Here is a 15,802-nt window from a genome sequence, read left to right on the forward strand (position 1 = left end):
CCTCCACAAGCCCCGTGTGGCCCAGGGCCCCGGCGTTTGCCTGGCTCGTCCGAACTTGGGTCGGTTGATGTCGGCGGCGAGCCCCGGAAGCAGGCGAACACGGCGCCTGTGGATCATGGAGTTCTCTACGCTTCAAGAGTCACGAAGGTGCCGTATTCGCCCCACCATCATCCCCCGTCGCTGCTCCCGTTTGCCCCGCACCCCCTCTGGAAGCCCTGCATGAGGGTTCCGCGCGGGATCAAGTCCGCAGCCTGGTCGCTGAGTTCGAGGCCCTCGCCGATCCGCGCGGAGCCAGCGGGGTGCGCTACCGGCTCTCCTCCCTGCTGGCCCTGGTGGTCTGCGCAATGACACCCGCAGGCCACGACTCGGTCACCGCGGCGGCGGAGTGGTGCCGGCGTGCGGTACCCGAGGAACTGGCCGCCTTCGGCCTGCCTTACCACCCGCTCCTGGGCCCCTACCGGGTGCCGAGCGAGAAGACCCTGCGCAGCGTGCTGGGGCGCCTCGATCCGGCCGAGCTCAGCGCGGCCGGGTTCGCCTACCTGAAGTCTCTGCTCCCCGACGAGCGCGCCATTCCCACGACGCTGATGCCCGACGGCGGCCAGGAGCGCGAACAGCGCCGGGCCCCCAGGCTGCCGCCCAGGCCGATCCGGTGCGCCGCAGGCGCCGGGCGATCGCGGTGGACGGCAAGTGCCTGCGCGGCGCCAGGCGCCCCGACGGCCGTCAGGTCTTCGTGCTGTCCGCGGTCCGCCACGGCGATGGCATCACCCTCGCCTCGCGTGAGATCGGCGCGAAGACGAACGAGATCCCCGAGTTCCAGCCCCTGCTCGACCAGGTCGACGATGCCGACCTCGCCGGGGCGGTCATCACCGCCGACGCTCTCCACGCCCAGCACGCCCACGCCGCCTACCTGCGTGAACGCGGCGCCCACTACCTCCTCACGATCAAGAACAACCAGCGCGGTCAGGCCCGCCAACTCCACCGGCTGCCCTGGAAAGAGGTCCCCGTGATCCACCGTGACGACGCCCGCGGCCACGGCCGCCACGAGCAGCGTCATGTGCAGGTCGTCACCGTCGACGGCCTGCTCTTCCCACATGCCCGCCAGGTCCTGCGCATCCAGCGCAGACGCCGCCCGTACGGAGCGAAGAAGTGGTCCAGCGAGACCGTCTACGCCATCACCGACCTGCCCGCCGAACATGCATCCGCCGCCGAGATCGCCGCCTGGGCCCGCGAGCACTGGACCGTGGAGAACACCGTCCACTGGGTACGTGATGTTGTCTTCGGCGAGGACAAGTCCCAGGTCAGGACCCGCAAGACCCCCGCCGTGCTCGCCGCCGTCCGCGACCTGATCCGCAGCGCACTCAAGCTCGCCGGGTACGTTAACACCGCCGCCAGACGCCGAGCCCACACCGAACGCCACCGCGTCCTCGCCCTCTACGGCATTACATAATCAACCGGACATCCAAGGCAAACGCCGGGGCCCTGACCTCAACCACCATCCACCCCAGCTCCCATCCCGTCCGCCGTCGACCCACACACCGTGGAGCGGGCGTGGTTCATGGCGTCCAGGTGGAGCGCGCCACTGTACGAACGACCTGGACGCCATGGGCCGCGTCTGCTCGGCTCTGCCTGGGCCGATGGCGGACGGGATGGGAGCTCCCCGCGCACGCCACTACGGACCCGCGGCCGCGAACGGCGCCCCCCTCCATCCCGGTGCCGGCCGATCCCCGCCGGAGGCATCGTCTTGACCGTGGGCCGTGCTATGCGGTGATCGACTCATGGCCACCGGCACTATCCACATGTGGGCGCGCGTCGGCGGCGGCAGCGCCGAGCGGGCCGAAGGCAGGAGCGCGGGCGCAGCCAGAGCCGGGAAGCGCGCTGGCCGAGCGGAGCGCAGCCGGGGCTTGAACCCGTGAAGAAGGTTGTAACTCAATCGGATGCCTGGGGCTTGTCCGGTCCCGGGAAATGCTTGACGCGCCGACGACACTCGTTGCTTGTCGATTCTCTTTGTGGGGCTGTCCGCGACCGCTGACGTGATGGTCACCAGAGTTGGCCTTGCTGGCTGCGGCGGGGGTCGGAAGACCCTGGTGACGGCGATGCCACCGTTCAAAAATGACGGCAGCTCTGACGGCAACGACGTCACACAGAAGCACATGATCGCTAACCTGAACGATCGAAACTGGAGGCTGTCGCCGCCCTACACGGCGTAGTGCCCGATCCTACGGATCAGAAGGTTGCAGGTTCGAATCCCGCCGAGTGCACACAGGTCAAAGGCCCCCCGGGATCATCCCAGGGGGCCTTTGACATCAACCGCTGACATCAACGCGGCCTGAGGTGCCGATCACTCCTCGGTGTGCGGCTCGTGCTCGCCGTCGGATTCCTCCTTCGACTCGTCCAATCCAAGGGCGTCGTCCATTCGATCGGCGGCGGCTTTGAGCGTCGTACTCATCACGTGCGCGTAGGTGTCGAGCGTCATCGTGATCGTGCTGTGCCCGAGCGTTTCCATGATCGTGCGAGCATCCACTCCCAGAGCCAGCAGGAGTGAGGCACAGGTGTGTCGGAGGTCGTGCACGCGCACCCGTCGCACGCCAGCGTCCCGGCACAGGATGGTGAGCATCCGGTTCAGGCTGCGGGGGTCGGTCACGCGGCCGGTCGACGTGGTGAAGATCAGGCTGTCTGGCTGTCCGGGCGCAGGCTGCCACCTTCCCGGCGACCTTGCGTTCCTGTTCCTGTTGAGCCATGTGCTGGGTGAGTGCCCGAATGCAGTGCTTTGGCAGGGATACCGTGCGAATGGATCGCGTGGTCTTGGGAGTGCCGAAGATCAGCTCACGCCGGATGTGCTGGACGCGGAACTGACCGTTCACGAGGTCTGCTGGTCAGCGAAGGACTGATCACGTCCGGCCAGGGACTGGGCTACGAGGTCAAGTCGCACGAAGTGTTCGAACTCAACGCGTCCCGGTTCGAGAACCTGAACTTCCCGCAGAACGGGGACTCGTACAACACCGACGTCACCAATGCGGGTCGATGGCCGCACCAGACCTTCCGAGTCGAGATGCTGTCGGCCCCGGAGGGATCGCGGAGCGTCTGAAGATCCAGGCTGGTGCGAAGGCAGTATTGCGGTTCTGTCATCGCTTTGTGGACGACGTCCCTTGGTCGACGCAGGCGACCTACTATCCGTCGTGGCTGGTCGACGAATCGCCCCGCCTGGCTGAGCCGGGTGACATAGAGGAGGGGACCACGCGGTACCTGGCGGCGCGCGGTATCGAACAGGTCGGCTGCTTCGACCAGATCGCTACGCGGATGCCGACACCTGAGGAGGCACGGCTTTTGGACATCGGAGCAGGTGTTCCCGTGATGCTTTGGACGCGTACGGGCTACTCGGCTGGGCGGCCCATCCGATGCACCATCACGACATTCCGAGGTGACCTGAACCGGATGAACTACGAGATCGGTGACCTGTCGGCCCGCAGCGAGAACGAGCCTCAGTGAGAATCATCCCTGCCCAGCCGGCCGACGTCTCCAAGCTGCTGGCCTTCCGTGAGGAAGCCGCAGCCTGGCTCTCCCGTCTCGGCACCGACCAGTGGCAATGCCCCTACCCCGCTGACAAGCTGTTGGAGACCATCCAGGCGGGAACTGTGTTCATGGTCCTGGACGGCGACGCAACGGCGGCGACGATCACCCTGACCCCTGAAGTGGGAGAAGGGCTCTGGACAGAGCAGGAACTGGCCGAGCCCTCTCTGTTCATAAACAAACTCAGCGTGGCGCGCACGTATGCCGGACGGAACTTCGGTGGACTTCTGCTCGACTGGGCCGGAGACCGTGCGTACCGAGCCGGGGCCAAGTGGCTCCGGCTCGACGCGTGGACGACCAACAAAGACCTACAGGCGTACTACCTCCGTCAGGGGTTTGAGCACGTCCGTACGGTCCTGGAGGGGGCAGCGATCAACGGGGGCCCTCGGGTGTCAGGTTGGCTGGCTCAGCGCCAAACTCGCCCGACCGAGCACGTCTTCGCGGACGAGATCCCGGAGCCTGCACGTATTGGCGGCGCCTAGAACGAGCAGCGGTCGACCCCAAGGGCCGTCTACGGCACTGGTTGTCCCTGCGGGGGCAGGTGCCCGCCGCCTCCAGCGGGAGTGGCGGACCGGCGTGGGACCATTTGGCCGGCCAGCCACTCCAGGTTCTCCCACACGCGTGGCTCGCCGTGCTCCTGTCGCTTCGCTTCGATCCAGGGCCGGTAGTTGTTCCACACGGCGATGATGAGGCCGCCCCATGCCTCGTCGATGACCCTTCGGTCGAAGGCGTCCGTCTGCGCGCCTACGGCCAGGAAGTTGAACGTGGTGAGGTATGCATTGATCAGCTTGGTCGATTGATGGTCGCCTGACAGCGAGAGGCTGATCAGAGCGGCGATGGCCCCGTGATCGCGCTCATTCGGTATCCCCTCATCGAACAGTTCCTTCCGCCGGTCCATGTTGGCCGTGAGGTACTCCATGGTCGCTTGCTTGCGCCGCCTGTCGTGATCTTGGGCTGTACTGCGAGACAGTAGGAGAAGCTGCCACGCCAGTGCGCCGAAGGCGATGACACTGACGCCTAGGGAGCCGAACGAACCAACCAGGGACCACAGTTCATACGACGTCACGGCCGGATACTTTACGGAAGGCGCGCAGCTAGCGGGGCTGTTTCTGACATCACGCCTGACATCAACGGTCACGTACAGCGGCACACAACAACGGACCAACACCGGCGCACGACCGTGGGTTGACGGCGCCGAGTAGCTGGTGGGCACCCCGCGCGTCCGGGGTGAACGCGCCTACGGATCAGAAGGTTGCAGGTTCGAATCCTGCCGAGTGCACACAGGTTGAAGGCCCCTTGGGATGATCCCAAGGGGCCTTTGGCATCAGCGGTTGACAGCGAGAAGCGGGCCGGGCACCGCCGGGCCGAAGAGCAAGGCCTTGACGAGGTGGCGGCCTTCAACAGGCAGTCGGACGGGGAACGCGAGGCATACAGGGCCGGGGAACCCGCGGCGTTAGAAACGGGGCGAACCGATACGGCCCGTCAGCGAGTTCGGCCCGTCGAAGTACCGACTGGTGGCCAGCATGGACGTGGTGGCCAACCTGGACCGCAGGCCCGTGCTGGTGAATTGACGCCCACCGAGTTCGAGCACTTGATTCGCCGACTGTCCGAGGTGGTCGGCATGGAGGCCTGGAACACTCAGGATTGGGGCTCCGCCGTCCGAGGTGGGACGGTGCCGCGTGTCGGCGGGTGGGGGATTGCGGGTTCGGGCGGTGGGCGAGGGTGTCCGCGTGCCAGCATGGTCGGTCCGGAGGCTGATACCTGGATCTTCTCGGGGGTTGGTTGTGCAGGCTGCTTCGCGGTGGCTGGTGGCGGTGGCCGGGTCGGCTCTGGCGTTCGCCGCGGTGGCGGTGCCGTGGGCGCTGGTGTCGAAGGGGGGTGACGATCCATGGGATGTGATCGCTCCGGTGGCGGGTGTGGTGGCGGCGGGCGTGCTGGCCGCGCTGGGCTGGTGGGCGTCGCAGGCCGGCGGGGCCGGGACGCGCCGGGTGCGGCAGTCGGCGCGCGGAGGGGGCCGCGTCCGGCAGACGGGTGGCAGCCAGGGCGCGGGGGCCGGGGCGCCGGGTGCTGCGGGGCGTGAGGACGTGCGGCAGAAGGCGCGTTCCGACGGCGCGGGGGACATTGATCAGGTCGGCGGGGACCGGGCCTGAGGCAAGGGGGCGGGGATGGTCGTGGGGGGTTCGGGGCAGCGGCGTGCGCATCAGCAGGCGCGGGCGCACGGGGATGTGACGCAGGTGGCGGGGGACCTGCATGTGCATCCCGCGCCGGTGCAGGGTCCGTCGGTGGAGTGGCCGGTGTTGGTGGGCGATGTGCCGCGTCCGGCTGCGGCTTTCCAGCCCCGCACCCAGGCGGGAAACGAGGCCAGGGCGGCGCGTGGCGACGGCAGTGATGTGGTGCTGTCCGGTCCTGGCGGGGTGGGCAAGAGCCAGCTCGCCGCGTCGTTGGCGCGGGAGCTGCGGGGTCGGGAGCGTTCCGGCGGGGCGAGGCTGGATGTGCTGGTGTGGGTGCGTGCCACCGGCACCGACCAGGTCATCAGCGCGTACGCGGAGGCGGCCGGCTGGTTGCAGCTTTCCGGAGTTTCCTCGGACGACGTGGAGGGGGCGGCCCGGCTGTTCCTGCGGTGGCTGGCGGCGACCGGGCGGCGGTGGCTGGTGGTGCTGGACGATGTCAGCGACCCTGCTGCCGTCCGGGAGTGGTGGCCCGACAGCGGGTCCGGCCGCGGCTGGGTGCTGGCGACCAGCCGGCGTGAGGACGCCCAGCTCAGCGGCCAGGGCCGCGTCCTGATCAGGATCGGCCTCTATACGGATCCCGAGGCGCGCGCCTACCTGGAGCGCCGGCTCACCGATGCCGGTCACGCCCACCTGCACGACCCCGCCCAGGCAGACGAGATGGCGGCCGAACTCGGTCACCTCCCCCTCGCGCTCGGCCATGCCGCCGCGTATCTCATCAACAAGCGGCCCACGATGGCCGACTACCTCGCCCTGCTGCGCGACACCCGCAGCCGGCTGGGCGATCTGCTGCCGACGAGCGCGGACGCCGAAGGCTACGGACGACCCGTCACCGCATCGCTGCTGCTCTCCCTCGACGCGGTCGAGGAAGCCGACACCAGCCGGCTGGCCCGGCCCCTGTTGCACCTCGCTTCCCTCATGGACCCCCTCGGCCACCCGGCGACCTTGTGGACCACTCCCGAAGCCCTCGGCCACCTGCGCACCGCACGCCCGCCGCAGCGCCGCCGGCTGCGCAAGTACCACCCGCCCGTCACCGAGACAGAGGTGCACAACGCGCTGGAATGCCTGCGCACCTACGCCCTGATCACCCAGGATGCCGCCACCGCTCCGCTGCGCATGCATGCTCTGACGGCCCGCGCCGTGCGGGAGACCGTTCCGCCCGGCACCTTGCCCGCCACAACCCGCACCGCCGGTGACGCGATCATGAGCGTGTGGCCCCGCCACGACCACGAAGAACGGGAACTGGCCGCCCTGCTGCGCGCCAACGTGGTCCACCTCGACCAGCTCACCCGCCCCGCCCTGTGGCAGCCCACGACCCACCCGTGCATCTACACGGTCTGCAGCAGCCTGACCGAAGCGGGCCTCTACCACCAGGCGATCGAGCACGACGATGCGACCGTCCGTCTCAGCAGCAGCATCCACGGCCCCGACCACCCCGACACCCTCGACGCCCGCCACAACCTCGCCATCTCCTACCGCGCTGCCGGGCGGGTCCAGGACGCCCTCGACCTGCGCGAGCGGGTGCTGGCCGACTACGAGCGCATTCTGGGCCCCGACGACCCCGCCGCCCTCGACGCCCGCAACAATCTGGCCGTCTCCTACGGCGATGCCGGGCGGGTCCAGGACGCCCTCGACCTGCGCGAGCGGGTGCTGGCCGACTACGAGCGGATCCTGGGCCCCGACGACCCCGACACCGTCACCGCCCGCCACAACCTCGCCGTCTCCTACAGCGATGCCGGGCGGGTCCAGGACGCCCTCGACCTCAGCGAGCGGGTCCACACCGACCGCGGGCGGATCCTGGGCCCCGACCACCCCGACACCCTCACCGCCCGCCACAACCTGGCCGTCTCCTACAGCGATGCCGGGCGGGTCCAGGACGCCCTCGACCTCAGCGAGCGGGTGCTGGCCGACTACGAGCGCATTCTGGGCCCCGACCATCCTGACACCGTCACCGCCCGCAACAATCTGGCCGTCTCCTACGGCGATGCCGGGCGGGTCCAGGACGCCCTCGACCTCAGCGAGCGGGTGCTGGCCGACTACGAGCGCATTCTGGGCCCCGACCATCCCGACACCGTCACCGCCCGCAACAACCTCGCCCTCGCCCGCGATGCCGCCGCCGGACCGTCGTCATCGTCCGGATCATTGCCTCAGGGCTGAGAGATGCCGGTCTCTTGTTGTCGGAGCTCTGCCGCTCGGGCAACTCTCGGTGAGCGCAGCTTTCGGGGGTCTCTGAACCGTCCACGCGGAACAGGTGGTCACGCCACCGCCCGGATACCGAGCTCGGTGAGCAGGCGACGCACGCGCTGCTCGATCTCGTCCCGGATGGGCCGGACCGCGTCGATGCCTTGGCCCGCCGGGTCGTGCAGCTGCCAGTCCAGGTACCGCTTGCCGGGGAAGACCGGGCAGGTGTCCCCGCAGCCCATGGTGATCACCACGTCCGAGGACTGCACGGCCTCGGTGGTGAGGACCTTCGGCTTCTGGTCGGAGATGTCGATGCCGACCTCATTCATCGCTTCGACCACGGCCGGGTTGACGGTGTCGGCGGGGGCGGAGCCGGCCGAGCGGACCTCGACCCGGTCACCGGCGAGATGGCTGAGGAAGGCGGCGCCCATCTGGGAGCGGCCGGCGTTGTGGACGCAGACGAACAGCACCGACGCAAGCGGGGCGGGAGCGCTCATGGCAGGGAGTCCTTCTCGGGAGCGTGGGCAGGTCAGGAGGAGGCGAGTTCGGGTTCGCCGTGCGGGACGACGACCTCGTCTCCGGTGGGAGCGGGGCGGCCGTACACCGCGGCCACGATGACCAGCCCGACCACTGCACCGGCCGACTGAGCAGCGATGAAGGGGACGACGGAGGGGGGCGCGATCCCGGCGAAGGTGTCGGTGAAGGCCCGGCCGATGGTCACCGCCGGGTTCGCGAACGATGTGGACGAGGTGAACCAGTATGCGGCCCCGATGTAGGAGGCCACGGCGGCCGGAGCCAGAGGGGTGCGGCCGATGCGGTCGAGGCCGAAGATCAACAGGATCAGCCCGGCTGTGGCGACCACCTCACCGAGCCACAGGTGAGAGGCGGAACGGTCGTGCGTGGACCACGCGACCAGCGGCTTGGCGAACATCGCGTCGGCCAGGACCGCCCCGCTGATCGCCCCGGCGATCTGGGCAGGGATGTACGCGGCGAGGTCCCGTAGTGTCAGGCCGTCGGCGTTGCGGCGGCCGGTGAACCAGGCGGCGAGGGTGACGGCAGGGTTGAAGTGCGCGCCGGAGACCGGCCCGAGGAGCGCGATGAGCACGCCGAGGCCGAAGACGGTGGCGAGTGAGTTGGCGAGCAGCTGCACGCCGACGTCGTGCGAGAGCTCGGTGGCCTGGATGCCGGAACCGACGACGACCGCGACCAGCAGCCCGGTCCCGATCGCCTCGGCTGCGGCGCGGCGGCCGAGCGGCGCGCTCACGCCGTGACCCCGGCGGCCTGCGGCGTGGTCAGGAACGCTGCGAGCCGGTCCAGGACGCCGGGCAGCACCCAGTAGTAGACCCAGGTCCCGCGCCGCTCACAGTCGATGAGTCCGGCCTGCCGGAGCAGCTTGAGGTGGTGGGAGATCGTCGGCTGGGACAGCTCGAAGGCCGGGGTCAGCTCGCACACGCAGACCTCACCGCCCTCTCCGCGCGAGGCGATCATCGACATCAGCCGCAGTCGGACCGGATCGCCCAGGGCCTTGAACACCTTCGCCAGCTCGGCCGCCTGGTCCTCGTCCAGCGGCGCGTGGGACAGACCTGCGCAGCAGGCGGTGTCCTGCCCGATGACCTCAAGCTCTTGTTTCGACATGCCTCTATGTTGACATCCTTCGATTCAAGGCGCAAGCTTGCATCAACGAACATCAATACAGCCGGTTTCCGGGGCCGCTCCGCGTCCCCGTCACCTTGGAGTGAGTCATGAGCGAGCAGTCCATCAACCTGCGGGAAACGGTCCGCCAGCGGTACGCGGCGGCGGCCGTGAAGGTGACCGAGGGGGGCACCGCCTGTTGCGGGCCGCAGCCGGTCGAGGTCGACGAGAGCTTCGGCTCCACCCTGTACGCCGCCGACGATCGCGACGCGCTGCCCGCCGAGGCTGTCGCCGCGTCACTCGGCTGCGGCAACCCGACCGCCGTCGCTGAACTGCGTGAGGGCGAACGGGTCCTCGACCTGGGTTCGGGCGGGGGTATCGACGTCCTGCTTTCCGCCCGGCGCGTCGGCCCCGCCGGCAGGGCGTACGGGCTCGACATGACCGACGAGATGCTCGCCCTCGCCCTGGCCAACGCCGAGAAGGCGGGCGCGGTGAACGTGGAGTTCCTCAAGGGCGCCATCGAAGCCATCCCGCTGCCTGCGAACACCATCGACGTGGTGATCTCGAACTGCGTGATCAACCTGTCCGTCGACAAGCCCGCCGTGTTCGCCGAGACCTTCCGCGTCCTCAAGCCCGGCGGTCGCGTCGGCGTCTCCGACGTCGTCGCGGACGACACCCTCACACCCGGTCAGCGGGCCGAGCGCGGCGACTACGTCGGCTGCATCGCCGGTGCCCTGTCCTTCGCCGAATACCGCCAGGGACTGGAGGCGGCCGGCTTCACGCAGGTCGAGATCACTCCCACCCATGCGGTCGCCGACGGCATGCACTCTGCGATCGTCCGTGCCGTCAAGCCCACCAGGGCGACCGAGGCGAACGGCTCCCCCGCGACCGCCGCTTGCTGTGGCGTCAGTGCTTGTTGCACCCCCGACGAGCAGGCCGCCGATCCGTCGGCCACCGTCGCCGAGGCCAAGGCCGCGAGCGGCTGCGGCTGCCAGGACTGACGACACGCTGCCGGCACCGGACGGTGAGGTGGAGGCAGAGGCTGATCCGCTTGCCGGGAACCTGGTGATCACCGAGGAAGCGGCCTGGTTGGTCGCACGCGGCCCCGAGAGATTCGGGGCCGCGTGCGTTTCGGGGGCGTACGGCAGCGAAACACGGCATCCGTCCCCGCCCGTACCGCCCGTGGCGTCGGACGGTTCATGGCGATCTGTCCTGTCAAGCGACGAAGACCATGTGTGGGGTCGCCAAGGGCACCTGGAGTAATCGCCTGCCTGACCCGTTAGCCGTCGCGAGGACCAGGGGAACGGAGATCAGGGCCCGCTGTACCCGTCCTCAACCGCTCGGTGCAGAGGAGGGTGGTCCCCTGGATCTGCTGGGTTCAACGATCCCGTCGCCGGTCCGCCGGAACCATGGGGTCTCCTCCCGTATCGGGGTCGGGCCAGCCACACCATCAGCATCCGCCGAGGAACCGCACGGAACCGCCGTGCGCCCGGTGAGCTCGGGACGATGCTCCGCTCCGGGCGGCGGGGGACGCTTCCGTCCGGCGCGCGGCGCCCGGATCCACGGCAGAGGCCGTACTCCGCTGGACTCCTCTCTATGCAGACGCGTCGCCGTCCTGGTCGCGAAGTTCCTCGATGTATGCGTGGGCCAGGGTCGTCGTGCGGGTGAACCAGTCGGTGAGTACGGCGATTTCGTCGGGGGAGTATTCGGCGAAGAGCGTGTTGAGGCGGTCGTAGTACGGGCCGTAGAGGGCGTGGGCGCGGGTCACCGCGGCCGGCTGGGCGGCTACGCGGACGCGGCGGCGGTCCTTCGGGTCGGGGACGCGGGTGACGTAGCCCGCGCGTTCGAGGCGGTTGAGGATGCCGGTGACGGCGCCCGTCGTGACGTGGGCGTGTTGCGCGAGGTCGCCCGCGGTGAGGAGGTTCTCGCCGGCTTTCAGGACGTAGGCGAAGCACAGCAGGTCGGTGATGTTCAGGCCCAGCCGCTGGGCCATCTCCTGCTGGCCGAGCAGGTGGGCCGCGACGAGCGAGTCCATCGCGGACAGCGCCTGGGCCGGAGTGGCGGCGGGGCGGGGCTTGGCGCGCATGACTGTGTTCCGATTCCCTTAGGTCGTGAGAGATTTATGTAGTAAATTGCTTAGGCGGTGAGGGGTTTCATTCTCTCACGGAGACAGGGAAGTTCCGCTGCCCAAGAGGAGGCAGGTACGTGAGCGGACATCTGTACGACGAGGGGCACACGGTCGCGGGCTGGACCGGATTCGGCATCGCGACCATCGGGGCCTCCGTGCTGGGGCTGGGGATCTGTACGGTGTCGGCCCCGCTCCTGGCGGGCGGACTCGTCATCGAGGTGGTGAGCGTGCTCGTCACCTGGGCCCTGCACCTCGCCGGTTGGGGCAAGCCGCCGGGGCCTCGGCCCAGGGAGCGGTGGGGGAGGCGGGATCTGGCGGCGCGTGAGGGACATCCCGGGTGCGTCGGGTGCCGGCTGGCGGGGCGGGGGCGGCGTACCGCCGAGGTGGCTGTGCCCGGCTCGGTGACCGCGGCACCCGAACCCGCCGCCGACACCGCCGGCTGAGACTCGCCGCGGGCGAGGTTGTCAGTGGTGCCCCCTACTCTCGGGAGAGATGGCACAGTCGTGGAGATGTTCGGGGCTGCGGTGGTCGGCGGACGGTCCCGTTCTGATGTGGGACGGCGGCCGGCGCAGTGCGCTGGCCTGGGCGAAACAGGTGGCCTTCGGGGTCGCGGAAGGGGGCGTGCGGTCGTGCGTCGGGGCGCGGGGGCATGGCTGTCCGGTGCGGGCGACCGTTCCGGGACGGAGTACGGGGGCGCGGTGCGAGGAGTGCGCGCGGCTGGACCGTGCGCACTCCGTGGCCGCCGACACGATCGCGGACGACCCGCGGCCGTACCACGTATATCTGGCGTGGTTCGGGCCCGGGATGGTCAAGGTCGGGATCACCGCGCTGGAGCGGGGGCCGGCGCGGCTGCTGGAGCAGGGGGCCGTCTGCTTCAGCTGGCTGGGTGTGGGGCCGCTGATGGCGGCGCGGCGCACCGAGGAGCTGCTGCGCGCAGCACTCCGGGTCCCGGACCGGATTCCGTACGCCGGCAAGCGCGCGGTGCGGTCCGCGCTGCCCCGGACGGCGGCCGAGCGGGCGGCCGAGGTCGTGGAGCTGCATGCGAGGGCCTTGGCGCTCGGCGGCTGGCCGGAGTCGCTGGAGCGTGAGCCCTGTCAACCCGTCGACCACGTGGGGGTGTTCGGGCTGGACGGCGTACCGGCTGCCGTCGGGAGCGTGACCGGGCTCGTCGCGGGTGGTGCGGTGAGCGGCGGGCTGGTGGCGGCCGTCGGGCCGGATCTGCATCTGGCGACCGGTCGCGGGGTCGTCGTGCTCGACACCAGGCTGATCACCGGGTGGGAGCTGGTCCCGGCGACGGGCGGCCGACTCACCGTACCCGTACGGGAGTTCAAGGCTGATGCGGCTTCGCTTCAGGACGGGCTGTTCTGAGGCGAGGACTCCGCCCGCACGCCAGGCGGGCTGTCCATCACCGTCGCCTACTTCCGGGATCTGGCCGGAATCGAGGAGTGGCGCCACCACACGGGGCACCGCGCGGCCAAGGCGTACGGGCGTGAGCACTGGTACGAGCGGTAGTCCCTGCACATCGCCAGGGTCGAGCACAGCCACGGCTTCGAGCGGGGCGGGGACTGAGCCGGCCCGGGCCATAAGCCGAGCGCGCGAGGTGCCGGAAACCGGGCACCGCAAGGGCCCGTCAAGGGATCCCCCGGCGTTGCCTGAGAGCCGCCTGTGAGTTTCTCAGGAAAATCACAGACTGGTGAAAGTGTGTTCTCAGAGGACACCGACAAGGTTTCCACCATGACCACGACCTCGCCCCAGGGGCGCACCGAACTGCTGAGGCCGGACGGGAGCGCCGTCCGAGTGCTTGTGGTGGATGACGAGCTGTCGATCACCGAACTGCTGTCCATGGCTCTTCGCTATGAAGGCTGGCAGATCCGGAGTACGGGTGACGGGACCGGCGCGATCCAGACCGCCCGCGAGTTCCGTCCGGACGCCGTCGTCCTGGACATGATGCTGCCCGACATGGACGGGCTGACGGTCCTCGGCAGGCTGCGGCGCGAGCTGCCCGACGTGCCGGTGCTGTTCCTGACGGCGAAGGACGCCGTGGAGGACCGCATCGCGGGCCTGACCGCCGGCGGCGACGACTACGTCACCAAGCCGTTCAGCCTCGAAGAGGTCGTCGCCCGGCTGCGCGGGCTCATCCGCCGCTCCGGTGCCGCCGACCGCCGCTCCGACTCCGTCCTGGTCGTCGGTGACCTCACCCTGGACGAGGACAGCCACGAGGTGTCGCGCAACGGCGACAGCATCCACCTCACCGCCACCGAGTTCGAGCTGCTGCGCTTCCTGATGCGCAATCCGCGCCGCGTGCTCAGCAAGGCGCAGATCCTCGACCGCGTGTGGTCGTACGACTTCGGCGGCCAGGCCAACGTCGTCGAGCTCTACATCTCTTACCTGCGCCGCAAGATCGACGCCGGCCGGGAGCCGATGATCCACACGCGTCGGGGCGCCGGCTACCTGATCAAGCCCGCCGCGTCATGAGCGGGAGACGACGGACCCGTCCGCAGAAGCGAGCGGGCAAGCCGCGCACGCTGCGGACACGGCTCGTCGTCGCGTCGGTGGCGCTCATCGCAGTCGTCTGCGCGGTCATCGGAACCGTGACCACGCTCGCGCTGAAGTCCCATCTCGACAAGCAGTTGAACGGGCAGGTCCGGGATGCCGGGAAGCGTCTCGCGGGACCTCCCTTCGGCAAGGACAACGGCCCGAGCACCTCGGGGCAGGACCGCATCGACGGCTTCGTCAGCAACGGGCCGACGCAGAAGGGGACCGTGGCCGCCCAGGTCGGTGCCGGAGGCACGATCACCAAGGCGGTGGTCGCCGATCAGGAGGACACCGACGCCTGGCGCATGAAGGCCACCGAGCTGAGCGCGGTCCAGCGGGCCGCGTTCGTCGGCGTGCCCACGACCGGCTGGCACACCGTGACCGTTTCAGGGCTCGGCGAGTACCGCGTGATGTACGTCCACGGAAACGACGGCGCCGACTACTACGTCGCGCTGCCGACCGACACGGTCAACAGCACCATCAACACCCTGATCCTCGTCGAGATGAGCGTCACAGCCGCCGGTCTCGGCGCCGCCGTCATAGCCGGCTACGTGCTCGTCGGCCTCGCCACCCGTCCCCTCCGCAAGGTCGCCGCCACCGCCACCCGTGTCTCCGAACTGCCCCTGCACACCGGCGAGGTGCACCTCAGTGAGCGGGTGCCCGAGTCCGAGACCGATCCGCACACCGAGGTCGGCCAGGTCGGCGCCGCGCTGAACCGCATGCTCGACCATGTGCACGGCGCGCTGCACGCACGCCAGCAGAGCGAGACGCGGGTACGCCAGTTCGTGGCCGACGCGAGCCACGAACTCAGAACCCCCCTCGCCTCCATCCGCGGCTACGCCGAGCTCACCAGACGCGGACGCGAAGAGGTCGGCCCCGACACCCGGCACGCGCTAGGACGGATCGAGTCCGAGGCGGGCCGGATGACCCTGCTCGTCGAGGACCTGCTGCTGCTCGCGCGCCTGGACGCCGGGCGGCCGCTCCAGTTCGAGCAGACAGACCTCGTGCCGCTCGTCGTGGACACCATCAGTGACGCGCGCGCGGCCGGCCGGGACCACAACTGGCGGCTCGACCTGCCCGACGAGCCCGCGCTCGTGTCGGCGGACGCCGCGCGCCTCCAACAGGTGCTGGTCAACCTGCTGGCGAACGCGAGAACGCACACCCCATCCGGTACGACCGTCACCGCGCGCGTACAGCGGCGCGGGCCGTGGCTGTGCGTGGACGTGGAGGACGACGGCCAGGGCATCCCGCCCGACCTGCTCCCACGTGTCTTCGAACGGTTCGCACGCGGCGACTCGTCGCGTTCCCGCGCCTCCGGTTCGACGGGTCTGGGCCTGGCGATCGTGCAGGCCGTCGCTTCCGCGCACGGCGGCGCCGTGACCGTCGACAGCGTCCCGGGACGCACCGCGTTCACCCTGCACCTGCCCGCGCTCGGCCCGCTGACGCCCCGTCCGGCGCCCGAAACGAACTGGCAAACGCACTCACAGGCACAGCACAGCGCCGCCATATGGGTGCAACAGGGGGTTTGACG

Annotated in this window: 15 protein-coding genes and 2 pseudogenes; 11 read left to right on the forward strand and 6 right to left on the reverse strand. The window is 69.6% G+C overall.

The window, feature by feature from the left end; genetic code table 11:
• The first annotated feature begins 206 nt into the window (after positions 1–206).
• Positions 207–1,447, forward strand: a pseudogene (locus ACZ562_RS06675) (ISAs1 family transposase).
• 544 nt (positions 1,448–1,991) lie between these two features.
• On the forward strand, positions 1,992–2,207 hold the full coding sequence (locus tag ACZ562_RS06680) for a hypothetical protein (RefSeq protein WP_471174559.1): 216 nt from the start codon (positions 1,992–1,994) through the stop codon (positions 2,205–2,207).
• 131 nt (positions 2,208–2,338) lie between these two features.
• Here ACZ562_RS06680 and ACZ562_RS06685 read toward each other — a convergent pair whose 3' ends face one another.
• Entirely contained in the window at positions 2,339–2,641 is a 303-nt protein-coding gene (locus ACZ562_RS06685) for a tyrosine-type recombinase/integrase (protein ID WP_471174561.1), read from the reverse strand.
• A gap of 135 nt (positions 2,642–2,776) precedes the next feature.
• Between ACZ562_RS06685 and ACZ562_RS06690 the strand changes: the two are divergent.
• A pseudogene (locus ACZ562_RS06690) lies at positions 2,777–3,486 on the forward strand (GntR family transcriptional regulator).
• Positions 3,483–4,049, forward strand: a complete 567-nt coding sequence (locus ACZ562_RS06695; protein WP_471174563.1) for a GNAT family N-acetyltransferase — start codon at positions 3,483–3,485, stop codon at positions 4,047–4,049. The pseudogene ACZ562_RS06690 and the gene ACZ562_RS06695 overlap by 4 nt, the downstream one beginning before the upstream one ends.
• Before the next feature lie 29 nt (positions 4,050–4,078).
• On the opposite strand, the gene ACZ562_RS06700 is transcribed toward ACZ562_RS06695, so the two are convergent.
• Positions 4,079–4,633 (reverse strand): DUF4760 domain-containing protein, encoded by a 555-nt coding sequence (locus tag ACZ562_RS06700; protein ID WP_471174565.1) that lies wholly within the window; start codon positions 4,631–4,633, stop codon positions 4,079–4,081.
• 718 nt (positions 4,634–5,351) lie between these two features.
• On the opposite strand from ACZ562_RS06700, the gene ACZ562_RS06705 reads away from it, so the two are divergent.
• Both ACZ562_RS06705 and ACZ562_RS06710 read left to right on the forward strand, forming a co-directional pair.
• Complete coding sequence (locus ACZ562_RS06705) at positions 5,352–5,717, forward strand: hypothetical protein (protein WP_471174567.1); 366 nt, start codon at positions 5,352–5,354, stop codon at positions 5,715–5,717.
• Between the two features lie 15 nt (positions 5,718–5,732).
• Positions 5,733–7,952: a tetratricopeptide repeat protein gene (locus ACZ562_RS06710; RefSeq protein WP_471174569.1), complete on the forward strand. Its 2,220-nt coding sequence runs from the start codon at positions 5,733–5,735 to the stop codon at positions 7,950–7,952.
• 98 nt (positions 7,953–8,050) lie between these two features.
• Here ACZ562_RS06710 and ACZ562_RS06715 read toward each other — a convergent pair whose 3' ends face one another.
• From ACZ562_RS06715 to ACZ562_RS06725, 3 genes are read right to left on the reverse strand one after another with little or no spacing between them, the layout of a single operon-like run.
• Positions 8,051–8,473 carry an arsenate reductase ArsC gene (locus ACZ562_RS06715; protein WP_471174571.1) on the reverse strand — a complete coding sequence of 141 codons (423 nt, stop codon included), beginning with the start codon at positions 8,471–8,473 and terminating at the stop codon, positions 8,051–8,053.
• Between the two features lie 32 nt (positions 8,474–8,505).
• The gene (locus tag ACZ562_RS06720; RefSeq protein ID WP_471174573.1) at positions 8,506–9,240 is read right to left on the reverse strand and encodes an aquaporin; all 735 of its coding nucleotides are present in this window, start codon (positions 9,238–9,240) and stop codon (positions 8,506–8,508) included.
• Positions 9,237–9,611, reverse strand: coding sequence for an ArsR/SmtB family transcription factor (locus tag ACZ562_RS06725; protein ID WP_471174575.1), 375 nt, complete (start codon positions 9,609–9,611; stop codon positions 9,237–9,239). The genes ACZ562_RS06720 and ACZ562_RS06725 overlap by 4 nt, the downstream gene beginning before the upstream one ends.
• Before the next feature lie 107 nt (positions 9,612–9,718).
• Between ACZ562_RS06725 and arsM the strand changes: the two genes are divergently transcribed.
• Positions 9,719–10,609, forward strand: a complete 891-nt coding sequence (gene arsM / locus ACZ562_RS06730; protein WP_471174577.1) for an arsenite methyltransferase — start codon at positions 9,719–9,721, stop codon at positions 10,607–10,609.
• A 593-nt stretch (positions 10,610–11,202) separates the two neighbouring features.
• Here the strand turns inward: arsM and ACZ562_RS06735 are convergent.
• Entirely contained in the window at positions 11,203–11,694 is a 492-nt protein-coding gene (locus ACZ562_RS06735) for a MarR family winged helix-turn-helix transcriptional regulator (RefSeq protein ID WP_471174579.1), read from the reverse strand.
• A gap of 119 nt (positions 11,695–11,813) precedes the next feature.
• Between ACZ562_RS06735 and ACZ562_RS06740 the strand changes: the two genes are divergently transcribed.
• The 4 genes from ACZ562_RS06740 to ACZ562_RS06755 all read left to right on the forward strand — a co-directional run bounded on the left by ACZ562_RS06740 (position 11,814) and on the right by ACZ562_RS06755 (position 15,800).
• Positions 11,814–12,179: an HGxxPAAW family protein gene (locus ACZ562_RS06740; RefSeq protein WP_471174581.1), complete on the forward strand. Its 366-nt coding sequence runs from the start codon at positions 11,814–11,816 to the stop codon at positions 12,177–12,179.
• A gap of 49 nt (positions 12,180–12,228) precedes the next feature.
• Positions 12,229–13,104: a DUF2797 domain-containing protein gene (locus tag ACZ562_RS06745; protein WP_471174583.1), complete on the forward strand. Its 876-nt coding sequence runs from the start codon at positions 12,229–12,231 to the stop codon at positions 13,102–13,104.
• 366 nt (positions 13,105–13,470) lie between these two features.
• Positions 13,471–14,211 carry a response regulator transcription factor gene (locus tag ACZ562_RS06750; RefSeq protein ID WP_471174585.1) on the forward strand — a complete coding sequence of 247 codons (741 nt, stop codon included), beginning with the start codon at positions 13,471–13,473 and terminating at the stop codon, positions 14,209–14,211.
• The gene (locus tag ACZ562_RS06755; RefSeq protein WP_471174587.1) at positions 14,208–15,800 is read left to right on the forward strand and encodes a sensor histidine kinase; all 1,593 of its coding nucleotides are present in this window, start codon (positions 14,208–14,210) and stop codon (positions 15,798–15,800) included. Before ACZ562_RS06750 ends, ACZ562_RS06755 begins: the two co-directional genes overlap by 4 nt.
• Positions 15,801–15,802: the final 2 nt, after the last annotated feature.

It is taken from the genome of Streptomyces sp. NPDC040410 (assembly GCF_055595715.1).